This window comes from Bacillus sp. SORGH_AS_0510, assembly GCF_030818775.1.
In the GTDB taxonomy this organism is placed as follows: Bacteria; Bacillota; Bacilli; order Bacillales; family Cytobacillaceae; genus Neobacillus.
Genome location: NZ_JAUTAU010000001.1, coordinates 4,024,573 through 4,050,389, shown reverse-complemented (window position 1 = coordinate 4,050,389; position 25,817 = coordinate 4,024,573). Strand labels below are relative to the sequence as shown.

Below are 25,817 nucleotides of genomic sequence, written 5' to 3'. Positions count from 1 at the left end.
ATATTATTACCTTTATTTTATAAAAGTATACAAGGAAAGTAAAGGGGGGATTAATCTAAAAATTTTGTAAACTCTCCGATAATTATTCTAGAGTCCCAATTTTTTTATAAAGTCTACGGTTTCCTGATGTTCTGGTTTTAATAATTGATATAGGCCCTTATCAGTTGGAACAAGTGATTTACCTGAATCATCAGCAATAGGAAGAGTTTGGGCCTCACCATCAATCACTTTCCATTTTCCTGCAGATTTCTTTAATTTTAGGTCAATGATTCCCAGTCGGCTACCAAAAGCGCCAGCCATAACAACAGGCTTTCCGTGAATTTTTCCTTTCTCCATGTTAGTATGGGGAAGATGCTTATAAACAGGCCCTGGGAACACACTATGGGAATGCCCAGACAAAACCGCATCAATTCCCGGTATTTTGGTTAAGTAGTAAACGGCATCTTCAGATTCTGGGTTATAGGGTTCACTGCTAATTCCAGTATGTGCAAGAGCAATAATGATATCGGCACCCTTAGCTTTCATAATTGGAACAAACTCCTTGGCAGAATCCATAATTGGTTTAGCAAATACCTTTCCTTCCAGATTCGCCCTGTCCCACTTCATGATCTGTGTAGGCATAAACGAAATGACTCCAACCTTTAACTCATGCTTTAGGCCATTTTGATCCACTACAGTCCTTTTCAGAATGACGTATGGAGTAAAATAGGGGGTATTACTTTTTACTGAATATACATTTGCATTTAAAATAGGCATCTTTGCTCCTTTTAGAGCAGCGTGTAAAAATTTTAAGCCATAATTAAATTCATGGTTACCGACGGCTATCGCATCATACTTAAGGTAATTGAAGGCCCTGTATACAGGGTGAATCTTTCCTTTATGGATTCCTCTTATTCTTGCCAGATATTCTCCAAGAGGATTCCCTTTTAGATGATCACCGTTATCAAACAGTAAGGAATTATCAGCTTCTTTCCTTGCTTTACGGATAAGGGTGGCAGTTTTGACAAGTCCAATTCGATTGTCCACTTTTGTCTGATAATAGTCATAGTTAAGAAGTGAGGCATGCAAGTCAGTTGTTTCGAGGATTCTCAAACGGACAATTTCTTGCTTATTTGGGGTTGCTTCCTCTGCGTAAGCCAGTGAGGAACCAGTGGCTATAAAAAGAGAAAAAGATATAAGAAAAAGCGTGAGCCCTTTCATCTTCACTAAGAAAACCTCCCTCAAGATTTAGTTGGAATTTGGTAAACTTAGTATTTGTTTTCTTTTAAGAAATATGAGGGGAAAGCATTGAAAGAAGTTCTTCTCTTCTGAACTTCTTTTTGCTTTTTTGACAATCATGTGAAGTGTGACTTTAGTAAAAGCCATGTTGAATAATGATTGCTGATAATATGAAAAGAAAAAGTCGGGGATGCCATAATTGAGTATTAAAGAAGCTCCTTTCATCAGATAAACATCATTTACTAGAAGTAAATGAGCAGGCTTAGAAAAAGGGAGCATCCCTAATGGGGCCAGAGTATCTTAATGCGAAAGCCAGGCGTGTATGCGCCTGGCTTTTTTTGTAATGGACTAGGAAGAGGTACTAGTTGAAGAGAGCAGAGCCCGTGAAGAAGAAAATCGAGGTTACTTGGGCACTAGTCGTAGGGACTAGTGCCCGTGAAAGAAGCAAAAGAGAGAGGAACGTAACTAGTCGCACTAACTAGTGCTCGTGGAGGAAGCAAAAGAGAGAGGAACGTAACTAGTCGCACTAACTAGTGCCCGTGGAGGAAAAGAATTTCAAGTGAAAATTATGCTAAGAATATATAAAAAATCGCCAGCCTAAATAAACTAGGCTGGCTTTTTCTTTTGTTTAAGTTGTATTTTATTTTTCAAGCCAAAAAACCACCAATTCCAATCACCTAATAACTTCATCAAGGCTGGAACTAGAACCATTCTAACGATAGTGGCATCAATAAAAATGGCAATTGCAATCCCTACGCCCAATTGCTTAACTGGCATGACACCGGTAAAAGCAAATGCTCCTGTTACAACGATCATAATCGCTGCTGCTGAAGTAATAATTTTACTCGTGTAGGTTAAGCCCGAAATGGTGGCTACATTGTTGTCACCAGTTTTTAAATAAAACTCCTGAATCCGTGAAATTAAAAATACTTCATAATCCATGGACAGCCCAAAGACGAGGCTGAAAACAAAGACCGGTAAAATTAAGGCAATATCTGCAGGAGTAACTCCAAAATGACCTTGCTGAAAAATCCATACCAATATGCCAAAGGTACAACCAAGGCTTAAAATGTTCATTAGGATTGCCTTAATCGGGATAAGGATTGAACGGAAAGCCGCCATTAATATAAAGAAAGTAGAGATGACAATTAAAAGTAATCCGAAGGGAGCTTTATGAAATATTTCTGAAAATATTTCCTCCTCGAATTTGATCTGACCACCTAAATATGTTGTGAAGCCCAAATCTTTTTTGGACCAGTTATTTACCCATTGTCGTGCTTTTGCAGAATGCTCACTCGTTTTTAGATATACTTCCAAAAGCATTTTATTATCTCTAATAAAATAGTTCATGACTGGACCGACTTTGGTTTGGCCCCCATTGGTAAGAAGTTGCTTAAGTTGAACAGGATCTTTAACACCGGTTACGGAATAGGGTGAGTCCACCGAATATACAAGGTGATCCTTTTCTAATTTATGTATCACTCGGCTTACTTTATCTAAATTATTCGATGCAAGAATATTTCCTTTGGACTCAAGAACAATAGTAACTTTTTTCTCATCCCGCTTTTCTGCTGCTATAAAATGTTCTTTAAAGGTTTCTAATGCCACCCTTGAAGGATATTTAGGCGGGAGGGATTCTGTCCCGGGGATTGCTAATACCATTTGTTTTACTGGGATGAGTCCAACTAATAGGATAACAAGAGCTGAGCTAGTCATTAGTATAGGGTATCTCATTACAAACTTTGCAAAGCTGTGCCAAATACTTTTCTTGTGATTTGTGACTCGAAGGATACTGAATTTATTTACATTCTTTCCTAAGATAGCCAGTAAGGCAGGCAGAAAGGTTAACGCACAGAATGCAGAGAGAAATACTACAGTCATGCCGCCGAGTGCTACATTTTGAAAAATATCAATTTTTATAAACCAAAGCCCTGATAATCCAATAAAAACACATAATCCTGAAAAGATTATGGAGCGTCCCGCGGTAATAACCGTAATTTTAATAGCCTCTTGGACCGATTGCGTTTCTAATTCTTCTTTGTATCGGTTGATAAACAAAAGGGCGAAATCAATACTTAAAGCAAGGCCAATCATTGGAACAATATTTAAAATAAAGATAGACAAATCTATTTTATAACTAAAAAAATAAACAGTCCCCATTGTGGTTAATATTGAGACAATACCGATTACAATGGGTAATGATGCAGCAACAAGGCCACCAAAAGAAAGGATTAACACCATTAGTGCAATTGGAAGTCCGATCATTTCCGCTTTTGCCAAATCCTCTTGACTAGCTACATTCAGGTCTTGAACAATTATTGGTTCACCAGTCATTGTGACCTTTAGTCCCTTTTTATTGTGAAGGATATCCTTTAGTTGATTAATTTCATTCTCGAGATTTTCAGCTTTTTTGTTAAAGGTTAAAAGTCCATAAGCCACATTTTCTTTGAGCATTCCTTCTCTTTCTAATGGAGATAGTATCTGCTTTGCAGTTTTAAAAGGATGTAAATTGTTATAAGTATCTTGAATAAAATCATGAAACCTCTCGTCACTAATTGATTGATCCTTTTCAAAAACAAGGATAATCGATGACTTAGCCTGTCCAAAATCATTTTCAAGGAGCTTTCTTGTTTCACTATACTCTCCTTTATATTCAAATCCATTCCCACTTAACACTGTAGGTAATTTTGATGCGAAAAATCCAAAAAAGGCGATGGCAGTAATCCAAACTAACAGTACCCATTTTCTATAGGTGTATAGAAACTTTCCGAATTTATCCATAGGATATCCTCCTTTAGTTTTACTATTTCCTTCTTTCGTCAGTATCATATTACGATAAAATGTTCATTAGTTGTTTTACAAATGTAAAGTAATTATGGACTCCCTCCTATTTTTTGTTACAATAAAGAAAATATTTAACTTTTAGGTGATAAAGGTGGATAAAGAAAAGATTAGTAAAGTTATTGAAGCAGCTAAATTATATTATTTATTGGACTATAATCAAAATGAAATAGCAAAGATTCTGGGGGTGTCTCGTCCAACCGTCTCAAGGTTGTTGCAACAAGCGAAAAGTGATGGAATTGTTCAAATTACGATCATGGATCCTACTGAAGATGTTGAAAATTTAAGTGCGCAACTACAAAAGAGGTTCAATTTAAAGAAAGCAATCGTGACCTCTATTCCTCAATATGATGATCATATCATTAAAAACTATCTCGGTGAAAAGGCAGCTTCATTTCTTGATGAAATAGTTAAGGATGATGACATTATTGGGGTAACTTGGGGAACAACCCTTTATCATGTTGCCACGGAACTGAAGCAGAAGTTTGTAAAAAACGTAAAAGTAGTTCAATTAAAAGGTGGAGTAAGTTACGCAGAAACAAATACGTATGCCTCTGAAATTTTATATCTGTTTGGGAAGGCCTACAATACTGCCCCGCACAATCTTCCATTACCCGCCATTGTTGATCATGTGGTTGTTAAACAGGCAATGGAGGCTGACCGGCATATCCGGAAAATACTTGAACTAGGAAAGCAAGCTAATATTGCCATGTTCACAATGGGGCCAGTTAAAACAGATTCTTTATTATTTCAATTAGGGTATTTTACAGAAAGTGATTTAGAATCACTTTATGGAAGTGCGGTAGGGGATATTTGCTCACGATTCTTTGATAAGGATGGAGAAATTTGTAATAAGAGCTTGAATGAAAGAACACTTGGGATAAACCTTAATGAATTAAGAACGAAAGAATATTCTATCTTGGTAGCTGGCGGTCCTAATAAGATTGATGGGATTTACGGTGCATTAAAAGGAAAATATGCAAATGTTCTTATTACGGATCAATTCACTGCAAAATTTTTACTTGATAAATAAATATAGACAAAAAGACTGTCCTAAAAAGCATAGTGGGCAGTCTTTTTGTCTATTCCATGAACATTACTTTACATTTGTTCACAAAAGTATTTACAAATGTTCATGCTCTTGGTATAGTTACATTGTGATAAAAAAACTATTAATCTTTTATATAAATTATTGAAAAAGAACTTGGAGGAATTCAAAATGACTCAAAACGTCGTGAGAATGATTGATCATACATTATTAAAGGCAGACGCTACAAAAGCAGAGATTGTTAAATTAGTAGAGGAAGCAAAGGAATATTTATTTGCATCCGTTTGTGTAAACCCTACTTGGGTTAAAACTGCAGCTGAAATGCTAGCATCCACTCCAGAAGTAAAAGTTTGTACCGTTATTGGCTTCCCTCTTGGAGCATCCACTCCTGAGACTAAAGCATTTGAAACTACAAATGCGATTGAAAACGGAGCAAATGAAATTGATATGGTAATCAACATCGCAGCACTTAAGGATAAGGAAGATGAGTTAGTTGAAAGAGATATTCGTGCGGTTGTTGAGGCAGCAAAAGGGAAAGCTATTGTAAAGGTTATTATTGAGACTTGCCTGTTAACGAAAGAAGAAAAGGTAAGAGCTTGTGAACTTTCTGTAAAAGCAGGAGCAGATTTTGTGAAAACATCAACAGGATTTTCAACAGGCGGTGCAACAGTTGAAGATATCCGTCTAATGAGAGAAACAGTTGGACCTGAAATTGGTGTTAAAGCATCTGGTGGTGTACGTAGCCGCGAAGACGCATTAGCAATGGTTGAAGCAGGAGCTTCAAGAATTGGTGCAAGTTCTGGTGTGTCAATCAGTAAAGGTGAGCTAGCAACAAGTAATTATTAATATATATAATGTGAGGGTACCGAGATGAAAGAAGTCTTTATGGCATTAATTGCTGGGTTAATTGTTGGTATGCTATTTAAGTTTTTAAAACTACCTTTACCTGCACCTCCTGTGTTTTCAGCTGTAGTTGGGGTATTCGGTGTTTACTTTGGTGGTATTGTTCTTGACTGGATTACAAAGTTAATTCAACAATAAAATTCCCTGGCGGAGAGTGAATAGGATGGAAAAATTAGAATTGATCCAAGAAGCACAAAAAGCAAGAGAGTTTGCCTATGTTCCATATTCAAATTTCAAAGTAGGAGCAGCCTTAGTGACAAAGGATGGTCAAATTTTCCATGGATGCAATATTGAGAATGCTGCTTATAGTATGACAAACTGTGCTGAGCGTACGGCATTATTTAAAGCGTACTCAGAGGGTGTTACTCAATTTGAATCACTTGTAGTTGTTGCAGATACAGAGGGACCTGTTTCTCCTTGTGGGGCTTGCCGTCAGGTGATTTCTGAGCTATGTGACCCTGAAATGGAAGTTGTTCTTACGAATTTAAAGGGCGATGTTCAAAAAATTCAAGTAAAAGACTTACTACCAGGGGCATTTTCTCCAAAAGACTTACAAAAGTAAAATGGAAAAGAGAAGCTAATCATATTAGATTAGCTTCTCTTTTCTTGTTGTAGAATGTTTATCAATAAATTAAACCATAATATTAGTAGTATATATTAAGGGATGATATGATGATTTATATTTATAATGATTATGGTGGGACACATACAACTTCATTGGCTGCTGCCTACCATTTAAAGAAGTTACCACAATCCGAGCGAAAATTAACAAGAGATGAAATATTAAATGTACAATACTTTAATAAGTTAACAAAAGAGGATTTTGGGAAACTTATTTTTCATGGAAAAGATGTGGAGGGCAATCCGGTTTACACAATTGGACGGAAAAGGAATAAATATGTAGTACCCGCTTTAAAGGAATTGAGTTTATTATTACAGGGGATGTTTCATTTTGACGAAAAAATTGTTTTTTCTAATACATCACCCACTGTTCCCTTTGCGATGTCGATGGGAGGATTTTTTTCAAGAGGGTTAAAAATTGATTTCATTGGTGTTCCGTTACTAGTGATAGGTGCCAAGCAATGCTGCGATAATATATACCGGCTAGTAGAAAATACAAAAGAAATAGGTAGAACGAATTTTTCAGAGAAGGTAATTATTTTAGAAAATGAGATGTATAAGTAGAAGATAAGGTGTTGAGTAGGGTGAATAAAAAGATCGGATTTATCGGAGCGGGGAAGATGGCTCAAGCGATGATAGAAGGAATGGTAACTTCAAAGCTAATTCCAGAAGAAAACATTATGGCAAGCGCTGTTTCCAAGAAAACGATTAATCAAGTAGTTGAAAAATACAGAATTTCTGTATCTTTACATAACAAAGAAGTAGCCAGATTTGCAGATATACTTATCTTGGCAGTTAAACCTGACCTACATGATTTCGTTATTTCGCAAATTAAGGGAGAAATAAAGAAAGAAGCGATTATAGTATCTATTGCTGCTGGTATTACGCTAGCTGATATCGAAAATTGGTTCGGGTTTCGGGTCAAAGCTGTTCGAACCATGCCAAATACTCCATCCTTAGTGGGTGAAGGAATGAGTGCTCTCTGTCCAAATGAAGTCCTAAGTGAAGACGAGATTTTGGAAGTAGAGCAATTATTTCATTGTTTTGGTAAAACGGAACGTCTTGATGAAAAGCTAATGGATGCGATTCCTTCTATTAGTGGGTCATCCCCAGCATATGTATATATGTTCATTGAAGCTATGGCTGATGGGGGCGTAAGACAGGGAATACCGAGAGAAAAAGCCTATCGTTTAGCTGCCCAGGCAGTGCTTGGCGCAGCTAAAATGGTCCTTCAAACTGGAAAACATCCTGGTGAATTAAAAGATAATGTTTGTACCCCAGGAGGGGCAACGATAGAAGCAGTCGCTACTTTGGAACGAGAACAATTCCGAGGAGCAGTCCTTTCTGCAATGGAAAGTTGCACAAATAAAATCAAAAATTTAAAATAGTCATCATAAAATTTGCCCTTATTAAATTAGGGGCTTTTTTTTGTGAAAAATTCGACATAATTCTATTTTTTTCTAGTTATTCCGTTGTATCCATGGTCAAAAAATAATACACTCAATTTTAACGAGGTGTTTGGGAATAATAGGTGAACAGATTATTTCCGTTTAGTCATTAGGAGTGTAGATGAGTTATGGACTTAAATAAATATAAGAATTTGCTTTTTCAAAAAATTAAGAGTCAAATTTCCATGTGGTTTGAAGCAAAAGAAGAATTACAAATCTCCAACTCGGAGGTATATCGATTTCTACACTCCGTCCACGGGAGTTCTGGGACCCTTCAATTGGGTGGGTTGCACCAACTATCTGGAAAGCTACTCCATCAAATAGAAGAATCGGATCAGAAACTTTGGGAAAAAGGGGAGTTAATGAATTTTCTTGGTGATTTAATCAATCTTTCCTATGAGTATGAAAACTTTTATGAAGAAGAAGAAACCAAAGAAATTCGCCATGATGAGCATGTTCCTCTTATCCAAGTTATTGATGACGATGTTTCCATGCTTATATTATTAAAAGATATATTTGAGGGAAAAGGGTGGATCGTAGTAGCAAATACCACGCCAGATATGGCCATTACTCATTACTATGATTTAAATCCTGACTGCGTAATTATTGATTTTAACTTGGCTGGTACAAATGGGTTTCAAGTACTAAATGATTTAAATGAACATAACAACCAAAAATTTGTACCTAAAATTATGATCAGCGTATTAAATGACAGGGAAAAAAGAATCAAGGCCTATCAGCTCGGTGCAGATGATTTTATTGAAAAACCAATCGATTTAGAAGAACTAACCGTTCGAGTGGAATGGCTTCTAAGGAGAAAAAAATTATATGACCAATCGGTACTTCTAGATCAGCTCACGAAACTTTACAATCGAAAATTTTTACATGATGTTTTTAATCGGAATATCAAGGATCTTATCCGAAATAAGCAGATTTTTAGTATGGCTATTTTAGACTTGGACCATTTTAAACATATTAATGATACATATGGTCATCTCACTGGAGATCATGTTCTTTCTACATTTGCCAGTTTTTTAAAAGAGTACACAAGAAGTTCAGACATCGTTTTTAGATATGGTGGAGAAGAATTCGTTATTATTTTTCAAAATACAAGCCAAAGAGATGCTGCCTCGATTGTTTCTCGGCTTTTAAGAGAGTTTAGCCTAATCAATTTTGAAAAAAATAACTCTATGTTTCATGTATCCTTTTCCTCAGGAGTTTTCACAATTACTAACCCGGAAATCAAGCTGGAAGATGCAATAAAAATAGCCGACCAAGCCTTATACGAAGCTAAGAAAAATGGCAGGGCTCGTGTAGAAGTATTGAGTCAATCTCCAATAGAGATTTCGAAAAGGACTTTATTTGTATCCATTATTGATGATGATGCCATTATTCGTACCATGTTGTTACGGATTCTTAATGTAATGGATTTTGAGCATTTTGAGTTGGACTTGGAGACATTTGAGGATGGAATTCAATTTTTTGAATCCAAACGTCTGGAAGAATCAGGTGAACACTTTTTAATTTTGGATGGAGTTATGCCTGTTATGGATGGAATCGAGATTCTTCAAAAGGTAAAACGATTGAAAAAGGATAGAAGTTTGCATGTACTCATGTTAACGGGAAGAAAGAGTGAATCTGATATTGAGAGAGCACTAAAGCTCGGTGCAGATGATTATGTTACCAAGCCATTTAGTATTAAAGAACTGCAAGCCAGAATAGTGCGGCTAATTAAAAGGATGAGATAAGATGCAAAATTTCGAATTGTTTTTCCTTTCAATATTAACACTCTCCATTTTTGGAATGTTATTCATTCTGTTGGGCTACTTAACGATTCGAAAAGCAGTTGATATAAAGAGACGGGAAAGGATTAATAGCTATAAAGAGCAATTTAACCCTCTCTTATTTTCCATGTTAACTGAAGGAATGTATTCTAGGGTAGTGACTTCAGAAACAATTATACAGCGAAAAGCAATAGAGGAACTGCTAAGCAGGTATACCGCTATATTAGAGGGCGAAGAGGAAAAAACACGCTTGATAGAACTTGCTTCTATCTATTTAACCGCATACTATCAAAAACAATTAAAAAGCAAGAGATGGAGTACACGGATGAATACGCTATACCATATCGAGGATTTCCATATGAGCCATCTTTTAGAGGATGTCTCAAGGTTACTAAAAAGAAGGCGAATTTCTCGGGAGGAACTAATCCATGTATTGAGGATCCTTGCAAAATTTAACTATCAGGAAATGTTCGAATTACTTACAAATCAGTATGACCATTTATCGGAATATGATTATCGCAATATTTTAATTCGTATGGAACCAAATCAATTTGATCAGTTTATTCTTCATTTTCATAAGAGTAATATATCATTAAAAAAAGCGCTTCTAGACATAATTTCACTTAAAAGAAATATTACTTATCTATCCTTTTTAGAGAAAATGTTTGAAAGTTATAAAGGTGAAATTAGACTTAGGGCAATGAAAGCATTGGCAGAGATTGGTTATGTAAAAAATATCGATCCATATTTAGAACTTTTATATTCAGAAAAGTGGGAGGAAAGAATGGTTGCAGCTAAATTAATTGGGTCTTTGAAGGAAGAAAGAGGAATTCATAGGCTTATAGAACTGTTGCATGATTCTTCCTGGTGGGTCCGTTCCCAAGCTGGACAAGCAATTGATCAATTTACAAATGGAAAAGAAATTTTTCGGTCAGTCTTAGAAACATCGAATGATGCGTTTGCGAAGGATATGGCCTGGGAATGGCTTCATAAAGGAGTATAAAAAATGATTGTTCAATGGGGAGATATAGTAGAGTTTTTTGCCTGGTTTATTGCAGTGTACATGGTAATTGTAATTGTCTTTTATACAGCCATTTTGGTGATTTCTTTATTCCAACTAAGAAAAGAATACCTGTTGGATAGAGTACAGGCTTATGAAGATTACATGGATGAATTTTATACGAAGCCAGTCTCTATTATTGTGCCTGCTTACAATGAAGAAGCAGGAGTAGTTCAAAGCGTAAGGTCCTTATTAAGTGTTAATTATCCTATTTATGAAGTAATAGTTGTTAATGATGGGTCGACTGACAGGACACTAGAAAAAATGATAGAGCATTATGAGATGAAGGAAATAAAAAAAGTCGTTAGAAAACAAGTGGATTCGAAACCAATAAAAAAAATATACCAATCTGCCATCCTTTCGAATCTTTTTCTAGTTGATAAGGAAAATGGAGGTAAGGCGGATGCCTTAAACGTAGGTCTTAATTTCTCTCATTATCCCTATTTTTGTTCATTAGATGGAGATTCTGTTTTGGAACAAGATGCCTTCTTAAAGGTAATGAAGCCTATTATTGATTCAAATGAGGAAGTCATTGCCTCAGGGGGGAGTGTCAGAATAGCAAATGGCTGTCAAATTCATAATGGAAATATACATAAAATTGGCTTATCAGATAAGCCATTAGTAGTGATGCAAATTATTGAATACTTGCGTGCTTTTCTAATGGGCCGAATCGGATTAAGCCGGCACAATCTTCTTCTCATTATTTCAGGTGCATTTGGAGTATTTTCAAAACATTGGGTAATCGCAGCTGGTGGATACCGTGTGGATACCGTTGGCGAAGATATGGAATTAGTAGTTAGAATGCACCGTCTATTAAAGGAAAAAGGGGAAAGAAAGAAGATCGTGTATGTTCCTGATCCTGTTTGTTGGACCGAGGTGCCTGAGGACCTTACGTATTTACGTAGACAGAGAAGACGGTGGCATAGAGGGCTATTTGAGAGTTTATGGGTGCATAGGAAATTAACGCTTAATCCTAAGTACGGTTCAATCGGGTTCCTAGCTTTTCCGTACTTTTGGATCGTTGAGTTTTTGGGACCAATTGTTGAATTATCCGGTTATATTTTTATGGTGTTATGTTTATTCCTCGGAGGAATCTATATTGAATATTCTATATTACTATTCCTTCTATCTTGTTTGTATGGCTCAATTTTTTCAATGGCTGCCGTTTTATTAGAAGAGTGGAGCTTAACTAAATATCCAAAGGTATCAGATATCGTGAAGCTTTTTTTATATTCTCTTACAGAGACGCTTTGGTATCGTCCCTTAACAGTGTTGTGGAGATGTGAAGGAATATGGCAGATGATAATTGGTGATAAAAGCTGGGGAGAAATGAAGAGAAAAGGTGTTTCTGAATGAAAAAACAATCGTATCTTATCATCTATACCATATTATTTATCATTGTTTTAACTAGTCCTTTTTGGCTTTGGAAACTCCAACCTGCCAAAAAGTTAAACGTGTTAATCTTAGACAAGACTGTTCCTGACCAGACGTATAGAGAGCATAAAGGATTAGTTTGGATATTAAATAATACAAAGTACTTTAAAAATGGTACCCAACCCTATTCAAAAGTTTCTGATTATAAAGGATTTGAACCAAAGTCTGATCAGCAATATTCTGTATCGTCTATACCGAAAGACTTAAATCCATACGATGTTTTTTATTTAACGGATCAGTATGGTGTGTATGAGAAAGAGTTTTTCGGACAGAATACGACGGGTCAAAGGTCGAAAAAAATTTATGGCGGATTAACATCAAAGGAAATCGATCATATTGAACAGGCACTTATTCACACGAAAGGAAAAACATTAATAGCGGAGTTTAATACCTTTGCAAGCCCAACTGAAGAGCTAGCTAAGGATAAAATATCCAATCTTCTAAATGTAGAATGGTCTGGCTGGATAGGAAGGTATTTTTCTAATCTTGGTGGAACAGAGGTGCCTGAATGGGTGATAACACATTATAAAAGCCAAGGTAAGAAATGGACATTCTCTGGGGAAGGATTTGTTTTTATTAATAAGGATAATTTTATTGTTGTCATTAGTAAGGAGGATATGAAGGATAGTGGACTCACTTTTAAGTTAACAAGGGAAGGTCAAAAACGTTTCACCAGTAATTTGCAAGGGACCTATCAATATTGGTTTGATGTAATCAGCCCCCAAAATAAAGCAGAAGTATTAGCAAATTACAGTCTACCTGTAACAAAAGAAGCAAAAGAGGAATTACAGAGCTACGGTATCCCAACTACGTTTCCTGCTGTTATCTATCACCAGAATGCAAGATATTCAGCTTATTATTTTTCAGGTGATTATGCTGATGAAGCAGAAGTTCCAGAAATTTATCAAACCAAGGGGTTTGATACTTGGATAAGAACCATTGGGGCAAGGGATTCTTTTTACTGGAGAACCTATGTACCAATGATGAAGGATATTCTTAACCAAGGATTACATAAGCTGGATTCTCAAGAAAAAGTGGATTTAGTTAAACAAGATGGAATAAACCTAAATTCGAAAACCGGAAAAACATATATACAAATCCAAAAGGATGGCAAATGGAACGATTTTTTAATCAAAGGTGTCAACATGGGGATTGGAAAACCTGGATATTTCCCTGGAGAAACAGCAATTTCAAAACAGGAATATCTCCGCTGGTTTAAAGAAATTGGTGCAATGAATGCAAATGCAATCAGGGTGTATACTCTTCATCCACCACAGTTCTATGAGGCTTTCTATGAATATAACCAAATGGCTAAAAAACCTTTATATCTTATGCATGGTACATGGGTAAATGAAGAAAATCTTATACATACCCAAGATGCATATGCGCAAGTAAATACAGACGATGCTAGACTAGAAATCAAAAATATGATTGATATAATTCATGGTAATGCGAATCTAGCAGCCCGCCCAGGACATGCATCAGGTGAGTATAAATATGATATTTCTAAATATGTGCTCGGAATGGTATTAGGAACTGAGTGGGACCCAAATATGGTAGCTAATACAAATGCAAAGAATGCGGCCGTCGGACAGTATAATGGAAAATATTTTAAAACTGAGAATAGTAATCCATTTGAAGCATGGCTTGCAGGATTGTTAGATTATGCCACTGATTACGAAACAAATAAGTATAAATGGCAGCATTCGCTTAGTTTTACGAACTGGGTAACGACGGACTTGTTGGAACACCCTGCAGAGCCGCTTGAAAATGAAGATATGGTTTCCATCGATCCTAATCATATTGTTGCAACCAATCAATTTCATGCAGGATTGTTTGCATCCTACCATATCTATCCTTACTACCCTGATTTTCTAAACTATGAGCCTAATTATCTTCATTATGTCGATTTAAATGGTAAGAAAAGCAATTATGCTGGCTATTTACATGAATTACGAGCTGCGCATAATATGCCTGTTTTAGTTGCTGAGTTTGGTGTACCTTCTTCAAGGGGGTTGACCCATAAGAATGTCTATGGAATGAATCAAGGCTTTCATTCAGAAAAGGAACAAGGCGAGATTGATCGTCAATTGTATCAATCCATCGTAAGTGAGGGGTATGCTGGCGGTCTGGTATTTACATGGCAGGATGAGTGGTTTAAACGTACGTGGAACACAATGGATTTCGATAATCCAGATCGAAGACCATACTGGAATAACCAGCAAACGAATGAGCAGCACTTTGGTTTACTTGGATTTGAACCAGGTAAAAAGGAGACCGCTATCACGGTTGATGGTGTGAGCAGTGATTGGAATCTAGCAGGTGTAGAACGGATTTATCAATCAACCGATAAAGAGGATTTACTGAAAGAAGTACGTATGACTTCAGATAGTGGCTACCTTTACTTTCAACTAAAATATAACAAACCTGTGGACTTTAAACAGGAAGGCACTTATTTACTATTAGATACCATAGACAACCAGGGGCAAACGAATATTTCCCTTTCAAAAGAGAGTAAGGTACGAACAGATTTCGGAATTGATTTCTTAGTGAAACTTACTGGACCGAAAGATTCAAGGGTTATGGTGGATAGTTATTATGATACATTCTATTTTCAATATGCCAAGCTCTTACACCTGATTAAGGAAGAGCCCTATCCAGAAAAGAAAGATAACGGTATCTTCCATCCGATTCGTCTAGCGTTAAACAAGAAATTAACGATACCTTCCTCTAACACAGTTGTCCCTTTTCAGGATTATGAAACAGGGGTACTGCGGTTCGGAAATGCCAATCCTACTAACAAGAGCTTTGATTCATTAACTGATATTAGTATCAGCAGTGACAACAAAACTATTGAAGGACGTATCCCTTGGCAGTTATTGAACTTTAAGGACCCGAGTCTAAGAGAAGTAATGGGGGATTTCTGGATACATGGACTATCTGAAAGTGTGGAATCAAAAGGTATTAGGATAGCAGTTGTAACAACTAAATTAGGGATAGCCCGACAATCATTTCCAAAACGATCCAATAATCAAATTAACCAAAAAGATAGCTATTTGTATAGTTGGAAGCCTTGGGATTCTCCAGTTTATTACGAGAGGTTGAAAGACTCATATCGTATCATGTCAGACACGTTCCTTAAGACAGATATAAAGGATGGTGTAAAGTGAAAAGAATTTTATTAGCAGAGGACGAAGAGATTTTAAGAATGTTAATCGTTGATACCTTTGAAGAAATGAATTATGTAGTGGATGAGGCTGAGGATGGTCAGGAGGCTTTAGATTATATTGAGAAGCATACATATGATTTGATTATAATTGATTATATGATGCCGTATTTAACTGGCCTTGAGGTCATTCAAATAGCCAAACCAATGATTGAACAATCTAAAACAAAGATATTGATGTTATCTGCTAAAAGTCAAGAATATGAACAAAACAGAGTTCTTGGAGCCGGAGCAGATTTTTACATGACGAAGCCGTTTATCCCAAGTCAATTATTGCAAATGGTAGAGGGAATCTTTAATGGCAAGTAGGTTGAATATTAAAGACAGTTTGGTGACAAGATTTGCAACCTTAATTTGGGTGTTTCTTATTTGTTTTATTATCGGATCAACCTTATTGTTGGTCACTCAAAATTACCTTAATAATTCCTATATAACCAAGCGCAATGAGCTTACCACCAAACAGAAAATTGCAGTTCAAATAAATGAGGTCTTTACCCAAGCTCTTTTCGACATCAGAGGGTATATTGCCTATGGTAATCCATCATTGAGAGAAAATGCGCTAGCTCAAGAGCCTAAAATTAAGAATTATGTTACTGAGTTAACTAAACATGCGAAAACAAAAGAAGACCGTCAACTGCTTGCTAACATTCATGACTTTTCTCGATACTATTTTGATGAGACACTTCCCAAAGTCATAAAAGAATACGAAGCAGGAAATAAGCAGGAAGTGGCAAATATAGCAAACAACCAAGGTACGGCAAGAGTGATACAATTTAGGACATCCATGAATACTTATTTACAAAATATTGAAGATGAAAGTGAAACACTTTACCAAAAACTAATTAGAATTAAAACATATATTCAAATTGGTTTTGTAGTATTTATCTTTTTCATACTATTATTGTTGATAAGAATCATTCGAATTATGTTAAAGCAAGTTGGCCAGCCTTTAACCCAGTTAACTATTGTCGCTAATGAAATTGCTGAAGGGAAACAAGTGGATATACCTACATGTATCAATTGTGACAATGAAATTGGTGCATTATCATTCGCCTTTCAAACAATGGTCGAAAAGATTCAAGAGAAGGAGCAGGCGTTAATTGCTCGAAATAAGGAGTTAGACTCACTTGTACAAATAAAATCAGAATTAGTTAATACAGTTAGCCATGAATTACGTACACCACTGGCAAGCATTCTTGGATTTACTGAATTACTCTTGCACCGTGAGTTAAAACCAGAGAGACAAGAAAAGTATCTGACAACCATTTTTAATGAGGCGAAACGGCTTACAGGATTAATCAATGATTTTCTAGATTTACAGCGACTAGAATCAGGGAACCAATGCTATGAGAAAAGGGATATCGAATTGGTTCCGCTGCTTAAGAAAGTTATTGAGGGACAGCAAATTACCACAAAGCAACACGAAATTATTCTTGAAGTCTTTGCGAATTATCCGGTCATTCTAGGTGATACGACCAAACTAATTCAGGTCTTTACAAACCTAATAAATAATGCAGTAAAATATTCTCCCCAGGGTGGAAAGATAAAGGTCAGTGTATTTCAAGGTGAGAAACGACTGAAGATCGCCATAAGTGATAATGGTTTGGGCATACCTAAAGACTCTATTGAAAAACTGTTTTCAAAATTTTATCGTGTAGATAATTCTGATCGTAGAACAATCGGTGGGACTGGTTTAGGCTTAGCCATTTCACAAGAGATTGTTTACGCACATGGAGGAGAAATAACAGTTCAATCGGAACAGGGTAAAGGTAGTACTTTTACTGTTATTTTACCAGCTGCTAGCCCAACAGGGAGAAAGTAATTAAAAAGGAGGTTGACTCTGCAGAGATCAACCTCCTTTTTGCGTTGGTTGCTAATATAAAAACTCGTTAATGTGTTTCTGGCCTTCGCGAAACGGTAACAGTTGTCATTAAGCCAACACAAATGATGGTTAGCAGGGAGTAGAAAAATTTTTCTAAACCAACAACCTGAATGCCACTAGTGATAATTAGACCATCTATCAAGAAAATGATGATACCTATATTAATTGTAGTGAATTTGGTTAAAATTTGAGCTAATAAATCTGTTCCTCCTGTACTTGTTTCATAGCGAAGCATAAGTCCAATGCCGACTCCTACTAGGATGCCTCCTATAATCGTACTAGGGAGAATATCTAGATGTATTTTTCCATTGATGAATGAGAATAGATCAATGCAAAAAGAAGAGATAATTAATCCATGGAGGCTATAAAAGAAATAACGCCGTTCGAAAAACCAAGCCAAAATATATAGAGGTAAGCTTAATAATATGATACTTAGCCCTGTAGGCCATCCATAAAAGTAATGAATAATTAATCCTAATCCGATTACACCACCATCAAGCAGGTGGTAGGGTACTAAAAATCCATTAACTCCCAAACTCAAAAGCATACTTCCTAGCAGCATGGCAGCAATTTTTTGTTTCATCTATCTATCAACCCCAAACTTGTCCTTATACATTAAAATATGTAAGTGGCCACTGTTTAGAAGTACGAGCATTAAAAAAACGGCCGAAATTTCAGCCGTCTTAAAATACTAGAAGAATAAATTTAGAATGAAATAACTAATTCCTGCAATAAGTGCAGTAATTGGAAGGGTAATCACCCAAGTGATGAACATACGTTGTGCTGTATCCCACTTAACACCTTTTAGGCGGTGAGCAGAACCAACCCCTAAAATACCTGAAGAAATAACATGTGTCGTACTTACCGGTAAGTGGGCAAAAGTAGCGCCAAAAATAACTGCAGCTCCAGTTAAATCTGCAGCAACACCATTAATTGGACGGATTTTCATAATCTTACCGCCAACCGTTTTAATAATTTTCCAACCACCAATTGAAGTACCAAGTCCCATGGCGATCGCACAGGATAATTGTACCCAAAATGGAATACCCGCATCTGGATGGAGATAATTGTTTGCAATTAGAGCTAAAGTGATAATACCCATAGATTTCTGGGCGTCGTTTGTTCCGTGAGAATAAGACTGTAATGCAGCGGTTGCAATTTGTATATAACGGAAATTTCGGTTCGTTTTTGTTAAATTAAAGTTTTTAAATGCTACTTTGAAAATACTGTATATGATATATCCAACCACAAAAGCTAATATTGGAGAAAGGATTAGTGCTTCTAAAATTTTCAAAAATCCGCCATAGTTTAAGACATTAAAGCCTTCTGCAGCGATTGCAGCACCAGCTATAGATCCAATAATGGCGTGTGATGAACTACTTGGGATTCCATAGTACCAAGTAAGTAAATTCCAAAAAATTGCTGAAATTAATGCGGCAAGAATAACGACTGATCCATTGTGAAGCATAAAGGGATCAACAATATCCTTGGATACTGTTTTTGCAACACCAGTAAATGTCAGTGCACCAACAAAGTTCATAACGGCAGCCAATAAAATCGCTTGACGTGGTTTTAATGCTTTTGTTGAAACAGAGGTAGCAATCGCATTTGCTGTATCATGGAAACCATTAATGAAGTCAAATGCAAGAGCGCCGATAACAATTAATATGGTTAAAATTAAAACAAGGCTCATATTTTTGCTCCTTATGCATTTTTCATGATGATGGTTTCAAGAGTGTTGGCAACTGCTTGGCAGTAGTCAGCAATATCCTCAAGTTCTTCATAAATTTCTTTGTATTGGATAATACGAATAGGATCCTTTTCAACAGTGAATAAGTTCTTAATAGATTGACGTAGGATATTATCACATTTTGATTCGAAATCCTTGATTTTAATTGCGTGTTCACGAATTTGAGTTAATTTTTTATTTGATAGTAACTCAACAGCCTTATCAATTTCATGGACGCTACCTTGAATGGCATCTACAAACTGAATCATGAAGTTATCAGCATTCGTAATAGAATACATTTCAAATAGTGCCGCACACCCCTCAAGACCGTCTAGAACATCATCCATACTCATCGCAAGGTGAAGAATGTCTTCGCGCTCGATTGGAGTAATAAAGGCATCATTCAACTCTTTAATTACTTCGTGAACAAAAGAATCTCCTTTTGTTTCTAATTCTTTCATTTTTTCAGAGAAGATTTTTAAATCACTTACATTTTTTAATTTGTATTCGGTAAAGAAATTGGTACTTTCTTTTAGGTTAGTTGAAATATTGCGAAGCAATACTGAGAATTTATCAGTTTTCTTTAATGCCATGTGGATGACCCCCATTTAATTTAAAATATGTACAACCCTAAGATATTTTATATGAATATTGTCGAAAAAGGATACAATCTTAACGAAATTTACAAAAACTTAACATTAGAATATTCTGATAAATAACTACATCTAATTCATCAATTTGTTTTCTATATTAATCTTACCTTTATTGTACAATTTATGTATTGACAAGTAGTTTTTATTGTTTTAACTCTGCAAGGAGTATAAAAAAGAAATCTGGGTACTTTATAAGTACAGGCAGCAAGAATTAACTTTCCACTACTGCCTGAAAAGTGGTAGATGCTAATAAATAAGTGAAATGATGAATACTAAAAAGGAGTGTTCTAAAGTGAGCTTTATTTGGGCATTAATTGTAGGCGGTGTGATTGGTTGGTTAGCTGGGCTGATTGTTGGAAGAAATATTCCTGGTGGAATTATAGGTAACATTATTGCTGGTTTTGTTGGTGCATGGATAGGGACAGCAATTTTAGGAAATTGGGGTCCGCATGTAGCTGACTTTGCTATAATTCCCGCAATAATTGGGGCTGCAGTGTTAGTTCTACTGTTAAGCTTTGTCATGAGAGCTTTCAGAAGAGCAGATTAACAATATGGTGGAAAAAAAGGCTGACTCCCTGGAGTCAGCCTTTTTATTATTATAGAGTATAAACATCAATTTGTTTAAATAGTTCTTGTAAATCTAGTACAGGTGCATGGCACGTAATTTTTTCTTGAGTGATTGGATGGTGAAACTCAAGCTTGGCTGCATGTAAGGCCTGTCTATTTATCTTTTTTTCACCGCCATAAAGTATGTCTCCTATGATCGGATGACCCGTATGACTTAAATGAACCCTTATTTGATGGGTTCTACCTGTCTCAAGCCAGCATTTTACGATGGAAATCTGCTTATGTTTATCTTCGAATAGCACGTGATAATTAGTTATTGCCTCCTGTCCAGTATTGGACACTCTTCTTCTCGTTGCATGATGCCGATCCTTGCCGATAGGGGCATTGATTCGTCCTTTTTTTTGGTTGAATACACCATTAACGGCGGCTATGTACGTTCTTTTGATTTCTCGTTTTTCTAACATTTTGTCTAAAATTGCACCTGCCAACGCATGTTTGGCAAATAAAATTGCTCCTGAAGTATCTCGGTCTAATCGGTGGACTTGACGAATATTTCTATTTTCACCCTTTGCTTGTAAATAGAAAGCAAGAGCATTTGTAAGTGTGGTATGATCTTCGTTCGTATCATTTGGGTGAGTGTTCATGAAAGGTGGTTTGTTGATTACGATTACATGGTCATCCTCATAAAGAACGTCAATATCATGAAAATGAGGGATCACTGATAAGGGTTCTTCAGTAAACAATCTCATTTGTAACACTTCACCAGAATGTAATGGTAAGGTCCAATTCACACGAACACCATCTAAAAGGATTCTATTTTCCATTCTAAAGGTATGGGTCAATTTCTTCGGAGCTTCCCAAATTTGGCGGAAAACCTCCTCTAATGTTTTGCCATTCCATTCCATGGGAATTATGAGATGAATCCATTCGCCTTTTCGTACAGTTTTAAGCATAATTTTCTCCTTTATAATAAGTTAAAACAGCGCGCAGCTACTAAATATGTGGTTACAATTACCACCGAATTCTCTAATAAAATTATGTTATTCTTATGTTATATTAGACGACAGAAAATAGCGATGGCAAAGGTGGGTTTTAAGTGAAAATTGTATTTGCCTCGACACCAAGTCAAGAAGAAGAAATAAATGAACTGGTGAGGTACATTTACTCGAATATTTTTCCACTCTATTTTAGTGATGAAGAGATTTATCAATTTGAGCAATTAGGAATATTACGTCCTACTGAAGATTTTAGCACATTAAAAGATGCTTTTCAGGTCATGACTTGTATACGTACATTAATATCCATACTCGAATCCACTCAGTTGGACCGTCACTATGCTGGATTATACAAAAAAAATGTGGATACCCTTGAGTACTATGGGTTATCCTTCCCTTTTGATTTTGAGCAATTTGTCAGTGTGGGGAGCATAAAACATTCAATGCTTAGTATTTATACAAGAGCAGATAATGAATTACTTATATAGAGTTTTAAGCCTGGATTTTCCGGGCTTTTTTTTATGCCTGCTTTTAATCCTGCAAAAATTGTCGGTTTCTTTCTAGTAGTTTTTAAAGGAGTATCATGTAACAACTTAGAAACAATATAAATTAGACTGAAGAGGAGGAAGAAACATAATGAATTGGAAAGCAGTTGCAAAAAGTTGGATGGAGTTTGACGGATTAGATTCAGAGTTAAAAGCTCAGTTAGAAGAGTGGAAAACTGACGATAAACAAATGGAAGAGGCTTTTTATAAGAATTTAGAATTCGGCACTGGCGGGATGCGCGGAGAGATTGGTGCAGGGACTAATCGTATGAATATCTATACCGTTCGCAAGGCATCTGCTGGTCTGGCTGCATACATAGAAGAACAAGGGATAGATGCGAAAAATAGAGGGGTAGTTATTGCATATGATTCACGTCATAAATCGCCAGAATTCGCTCTAGAAGCTGCAAAAACACTTGCAACAAAAGGAATACAAACCTATCTATTTGATGATTTAAGACCGACCCCCGAACTATCCTATGCATTAAGATATTTACATGCTTTTTCTGGTATTGTCATTACGGCCAGCCATAATCCACCAGAATATAATGGCTACAAGGTATATGGAGATGATGGTGGTCAACTCCCCCCAAATAGTGCGGACGAAGTGATCGCAAAGGTAAATGAAATTCAAAACGAATTATTAATTGAAGTCGATAGTGAAGAGAAATTGAGGGTTTCTGGATTGATAAAAACAATTGGTTCAGAGATAGACAAAGCCTATATTGAAAAGCTCTTATCAATCTCAGAAAATCCCCACTTATCTGGTGAAACGGATGTATCAGTTGTTTTTACTCCATTACATGGAACAGCTAATAAACCAGTACGTTCAGCACTCTCTGCATTGGGATATAAGAATGTAACAGTTGTAAAGGAACAGGAGCTACCGGATCCCGAGTTTTCAACTGTAAAAAGTCCAAATCCTGAAGAACATGCTGCATTCCAATTAGCTATTCGTGACGGTTTAAACGTTGAAGCAGATTTATTAATTGCAACAGATCCGGATGCCGACCGTCTCGGGATTGCGGTGCGTAATGATGAAGGAGAGTACGTAGTGCTTACAGGTAATCAAACAGGTGCTTTATTGCTAGAATATCTCCTCTCACAGAAAAAGGAGAAAGGCACATTACCTTCAAACGGTGTAGTTTTGAAAACGATTGTTACATCGGAATTAGGTAGAAAGATCGCTTCTGCATACGGTCTAGAAACGATTGATGTTTTAACCGGCTTCAAGTTTATTGCTGAAAAAATAAAGGAATATGAAGAAACAGGGAAATATACCTACCTATTTGGCTATGAAGAGTCATACGGCTATTTAATAGGCGATTTCGCCAGGGACAAAGATGCCGTTCAGGCTGCACTGCTTGCAACAGAAGTTTGTGCGTTTTATAAAAAGCAAGGGTTATCCCTATTCGATGGAATGATGAAGGTCTTTGAAAAATACGGATTTTATCAAGAAGGGCTCCGTTCCTTAACACTAAAGGGCAAGGCGGGAGCAGAAGTTATTCAGAACTTATTGGCATCTTTCCGTAAGGAATCGATTACAACTCTTGGCAGCTTAAGGGTAGTTTCAATTGAGGATTATTTAACAGGCATTAGGCTAACAAAATAATCATGAAGAAAAAATCCTATTGCCAAAGTCAAATGTGCTAAAATATACATTTGAAGATGGTACATGGATCTGCTTAAGACCTTCTGGAACTGAACCAAAGGTTAAATTTTACTTTGGAGTAAACAGTATAAGCCTCGCTGATAGTAAAGGAAAGCTACACAAGGTAGAAAAAGAATTCATGGATCTAGTGGAAAAAAAGCTAAAGGTGCTTCAAGAAGGATAGAAATGAAACAATGGCTATTCAACATGAAAGGAAGAACAACTATGCTTAAAGATCAAATTGCAATTATTACTGGGGCATCACGTGGTATTGGTAGAGAGATTGCTGTTAAACTTGCAGAACAAGGTATGAAACTTACGATTGTAGGTAGTTCCTCACAAATTTTTGAAACTGCAGACGAATTAAAGAAGAGTGGCTTAGCTAGTATTACTCCAATTCAGGCAGACGTTTCAAAAGAAGAGGATATGGTGAATGTAGTTAAGAAGACAATTGAAGTATACGGAGCAGTCGACCTCCTAGTTAATAACGCAGGAGTAGGCTTCTTTAAATTAACAGAGGAAATAACGTTAGAAGAATGGAAACAGGTATTTGAAGTCAATGTACAGGGTGTTTTTTTAGCAACTAAAGCCGTTCTTCCACATATGAAAGAAAGAAAATCAGGAACGATTATAACTATCTCTTCGGATGTTGCACGCTATACTATTCCTAATGGTGCAGCATATACAGCTACAAAGTATGCAGTACAAGGTTTCTCCGGCTCTGTTGCACAAGAAGTTCGGGAGTACGGTATAAGAGTGGGAACGATTAACCCTGGTATGGTTGATACATACTTTGCTGAATCTACCCAAGGTCTCCCTGAGAAGAAAGACTGGCTAAAAGTAGAAGATATCGCAAACGCAGTTGTGTACATGGCTTCCGCTCCGAAGCATATGTTAATTGATGAAATTGTCATACACCCATTCGCACAGCAATATCCTATTGCATAATAAAAAGAGGTTAACTCCTAGTTAGCCTCTTTTTTTTTCAGTCTTTAGTCGTAGATGGAACCCTTCTTTTTTCTAAGGTTTTCAAACGAGAAAAGCGTTATAATAATTTCAAGAGTTTGAATTTTCAGGGGGATTTATTGATGAGTACATGTCACCATTCTGATTTACAAATTTTAAAAGATATTGCTGAACTTCTAAATCAAGGAACAGACATAAACAATGTACTTTCAGAGGTATTAAGAAAGCTTTTGCACGTAACCGGTTTACAAACAGGATGGATTTTCCTTATTGATGCTGATGGATCATTCACATTAGCAGCTAAAGAAAATCTTCCCCCTGCATTATCGGATAATAATTTTTCTCCCATGTGTAAAGGTGATTGCTGGTGTATTGACCGCTATAATAAGGGCCGAATAGATAAAGCAACCAATATTATTGAATGTATGCGTCTGGAGGATGCAATTGAACAGGAGTTAGGGGATACATGGGGATTAACCCATCATGCAACGGTGCCACTTAAAGCGGGTAAAGAAAAGTTCGGATTATTAAATGTCGGTTCCCCCAATAAAACAAGGTTTAATGAAGAAGAGTTAGCATTATTGGAGTCAGTAGCTTTGCAAATCGGCTCAGCTTTAAAAAGAATCCATTTAACCCAAAGAGAGCAAGAAATAGCTTTAACGGCTGAAAGAAATAGATTAGCTAGAGATTTGCATGATTCTGTCAATCAGCTACTTTTCTCCTTAAGCTTAACTGCCCGTGGTGGGAAAGAAATGACAAAAGAGGTAGAAGTCAAAGAGACCTTTGGTTATATTCAAGATTTAGCACAGGAAGCATTAAATGAAATGAGGGCGCTTATCTGGCAACTCCGCCCAAAAGGATTAGAGAAAGGGATCGTCAGCGCATTAGCTAGCTACGGTGAGATGCTGGGATTAAAAACGAATATAAAAATAAACGGAGTCATTCATCTGCCAAGTAGAATAGAAGAAGCTGTTTTTCGCATTAGCCAAGAGGCATTAGCTAACTGCAAGAAACATTCACAACAATCGGATATCCACTTGGTTGTGACTGGCAGTGATAATAGGATAACGATTGAAATAAAAGACAGTGGATGCGGCTTCACTTATCACGAAGGAAAAGAGCTTCCTTCGTTAGGACTCAAGAGCATGAGAAACAGAGCCGAGTCATTAGGCGGAACCTTTTATTTAAATAGTGAACTAAATCAAGGGACACATATACAAGTAAGTATTCCGTTTTAGGGAGGAAT

The 25,817-nt window shown here is 36.4% G+C and carries 22 protein-coding genes and 1 pseudogene; 17 read left to right on the top strand and 6 right to left on the bottom strand.

Annotated features, from left to right (window positions below; genetic code table 11):
- Positions 1-87: 87 nt before the first annotated feature.
- Positions 88-1,200 carry a metallophosphoesterase gene (locus QE429_RS20640; RefSeq protein WP_307290904.1) on the bottom strand — a complete coding sequence of 371 codons (1,113 nt, stop codon included), beginning with the start codon at positions 1,198-1,200 and terminating at the stop codon, positions 88-90.
- 624 nt (positions 1,201-1,824) lie between these two features.
- Complete coding sequence (locus tag QE429_RS20635) at positions 1,825-3,999, bottom strand: MMPL family transporter (protein ID WP_307289729.1); 2,175 nt, start codon at positions 3,997-3,999, stop codon at positions 1,825-1,827.
- A gap of 154 nt (positions 4,000-4,153) precedes the next feature.
- Between QE429_RS20635 and QE429_RS20630 the strand changes: the two genes are divergently transcribed.
- The 12 genes from QE429_RS20630 to QE429_RS20575 all read left to right on the top strand — a co-directional run bounded on the left by QE429_RS20630 (position 4,154) and on the right by QE429_RS20575 (position 17,405).
- Entirely contained in the window at positions 4,154-5,092 is a 939-nt protein-coding gene (locus QE429_RS20630) for a DNA-binding transcriptional repressor DeoR (RefSeq protein ID WP_307289727.1), read from the top strand.
- Positions 5,093-5,278: 186 nt separating this feature from the next.
- Positions 5,279-5,953 (top strand): deoxyribose-phosphate aldolase, encoded by a 675-nt coding sequence (gene deoC, locus QE429_RS20625; protein WP_307289725.1) that lies wholly within the window; start codon positions 5,279-5,281, stop codon positions 5,951-5,953.
- Between the two features lie 24 nt (positions 5,954-5,977).
- Entirely contained in the window at positions 5,978-6,148 is a 171-nt protein-coding gene (locus QE429_RS20620; RefSeq protein WP_307289723.1) for a XapX domain-containing protein, read from the top strand.
- A 25-nt stretch (positions 6,149-6,173) separates the two neighbouring features.
- The gene (locus tag QE429_RS20615; protein WP_307289721.1) at positions 6,174-6,572 is read left to right on the top strand and encodes a cytidine deaminase; all 399 of its coding nucleotides are present in this window, start codon (positions 6,174-6,176) and stop codon (positions 6,570-6,572) included.
- A gap of 110 nt (positions 6,573-6,682) precedes the next feature.
- The gene (locus QE429_RS20610; RefSeq protein ID WP_307290902.1) at positions 6,683-7,195 is read left to right on the top strand and encodes a DUF3189 family protein; all 513 of its coding nucleotides are present in this window, start codon (positions 6,683-6,685) and stop codon (positions 7,193-7,195) included.
- 20 nt (positions 7,196-7,215) lie between these two features.
- Positions 7,216-8,019 (top strand): pyrroline-5-carboxylate reductase, encoded by an 804-nt coding sequence (gene proC / locus QE429_RS20605; protein WP_307289719.1) that lies wholly within the window; start codon positions 7,216-7,218, stop codon positions 8,017-8,019.
- 188 nt (positions 8,020-8,207) lie between these two features.
- The gene (locus QE429_RS20600) at positions 8,208-9,827 is read left to right on the top strand and encodes a diguanylate cyclase (RefSeq protein WP_307289718.1); all 1,620 of its coding nucleotides are present in this window, start codon (positions 8,208-8,210) and stop codon (positions 9,825-9,827) included.
- Position 9,828: 1 nt separating this feature from the next.
- Complete coding sequence (locus QE429_RS20595; protein ID WP_307289717.1) at positions 9,829-10,866, top strand: HEAT repeat domain-containing protein; 1,038 nt, start codon at positions 9,829-9,831, stop codon at positions 10,864-10,866.
- Positions 10,867-10,869: 3 nt separating this feature from the next.
- Positions 10,870-12,279: a glycosyltransferase family 2 protein gene (locus QE429_RS20590; protein ID WP_307289716.1), complete on the top strand. Its 1,410-nt coding sequence runs from the start codon at positions 10,870-10,872 to the stop codon at positions 12,277-12,279.
- Positions 12,276-15,527 (top strand): hypothetical protein, encoded by a 3,252-nt coding sequence (locus tag QE429_RS20585; RefSeq protein ID WP_307289715.1) that lies wholly within the window; start codon positions 12,276-12,278, stop codon positions 15,525-15,527. Before QE429_RS20590 ends, QE429_RS20585 begins: the two co-directional genes overlap by 4 nt.
- Positions 15,524-15,892: a response regulator gene (locus QE429_RS20580; protein WP_307289713.1), complete on the top strand. Its 369-nt coding sequence runs from the start codon at positions 15,524-15,526 to the stop codon at positions 15,890-15,892. Before QE429_RS20585 ends, QE429_RS20580 begins: the two co-directional genes overlap by 4 nt.
- Complete coding sequence (locus QE429_RS20575) at positions 15,882-17,405, top strand: sensor histidine kinase (protein ID WP_307289711.1); 1,524 nt, start codon at positions 15,882-15,884, stop codon at positions 17,403-17,405. Before QE429_RS20580 ends, QE429_RS20575 begins: the two co-directional genes overlap by 11 nt.
- 67 nt (positions 17,406-17,472) lie before the next feature.
- Here QE429_RS20575 and QE429_RS20570 read toward each other — a convergent pair whose 3' ends face one another.
- The 3 genes from QE429_RS20570 to QE429_RS20560 all read right to left on the bottom strand — a co-directional run bounded on the left by QE429_RS20570 (position 17,473) and on the right by QE429_RS20560 (position 19,787).
- The gene (locus QE429_RS20570) at positions 17,473-18,048 is read right to left on the bottom strand and encodes a YitT family protein (RefSeq protein ID WP_307289710.1); all 576 of its coding nucleotides are present in this window, start codon (positions 18,046-18,048) and stop codon (positions 17,473-17,475) included.
- A 108-nt stretch (positions 18,049-18,156) separates the two neighbouring features.
- Complete coding sequence (locus QE429_RS20565) at positions 18,157-19,158, bottom strand: inorganic phosphate transporter (protein WP_307289709.1); 1,002 nt, start codon at positions 19,156-19,158, stop codon at positions 18,157-18,159.
- An 11-nt stretch (positions 19,159-19,169) separates the two neighbouring features.
- Complete coding sequence (locus QE429_RS20560; RefSeq protein WP_307289708.1) at positions 19,170-19,787, bottom strand: DUF47 domain-containing protein; 618 nt, start codon at positions 19,785-19,787, stop codon at positions 19,170-19,172.
- Positions 19,788-20,139: 352 nt separating this feature from the next.
- On the opposite strand from QE429_RS20560, the gene QE429_RS20555 reads away from it, so the two are divergent.
- On the top strand, positions 20,140-20,394 hold the full coding sequence (locus tag QE429_RS20555) for a GlsB/YeaQ/YmgE family stress response membrane protein (protein WP_307289707.1): 255 nt from the start codon (positions 20,140-20,142) through the stop codon (positions 20,392-20,394).
- A 49-nt stretch (positions 20,395-20,443) separates the two neighbouring features.
- Here the strand turns inward: QE429_RS20555 and QE429_RS20550 are convergent, their stop codons facing one another.
- Positions 20,444-21,367 carry an RluA family pseudouridine synthase gene (locus QE429_RS20550; RefSeq protein ID WP_307289705.1) on the bottom strand — a complete coding sequence of 308 codons (924 nt, stop codon included), beginning with the start codon at positions 21,365-21,367 and terminating at the stop codon, positions 20,444-20,446.
- 143 nt (positions 21,368-21,510) lie between these two features.
- On the opposite strand from QE429_RS20550, the gene QE429_RS20545 reads away from it, so the two are divergent.
- The 4 genes and pseudogenes from QE429_RS20545 to QE429_RS20530 all read left to right on the top strand — a co-directional run bounded on the left by QE429_RS20545 (position 21,511) and on the right by QE429_RS20530 (position 25,809).
- Positions 21,511-21,897 (top strand): YhcU family protein, encoded by a 387-nt coding sequence (locus QE429_RS20545; protein WP_307289703.1) that lies wholly within the window; start codon positions 21,511-21,513, stop codon positions 21,895-21,897.
- 148 nt (positions 21,898-22,045) lie between these two features.
- A pseudogene (locus tag QE429_RS20540) lies at positions 22,046-23,789 on the top strand (phospho-sugar mutase).
- Positions 23,790-23,830: 41 nt separating this feature from the next.
- Entirely contained in the window at positions 23,831-24,553 is a 723-nt protein-coding gene (locus tag QE429_RS20535) for an SDR family oxidoreductase (protein ID WP_307290901.1), read from the top strand.
- Between the two features lie 140 nt (positions 24,554-24,693).
- Positions 24,694-25,809, top strand: a complete 1,116-nt coding sequence (locus QE429_RS20530) for a GAF domain-containing sensor histidine kinase (RefSeq protein ID WP_307289701.1) — start codon at positions 24,694-24,696, stop codon at positions 25,807-25,809.
- Positions 25,810-25,817 lie beyond the last annotated feature (8 nt).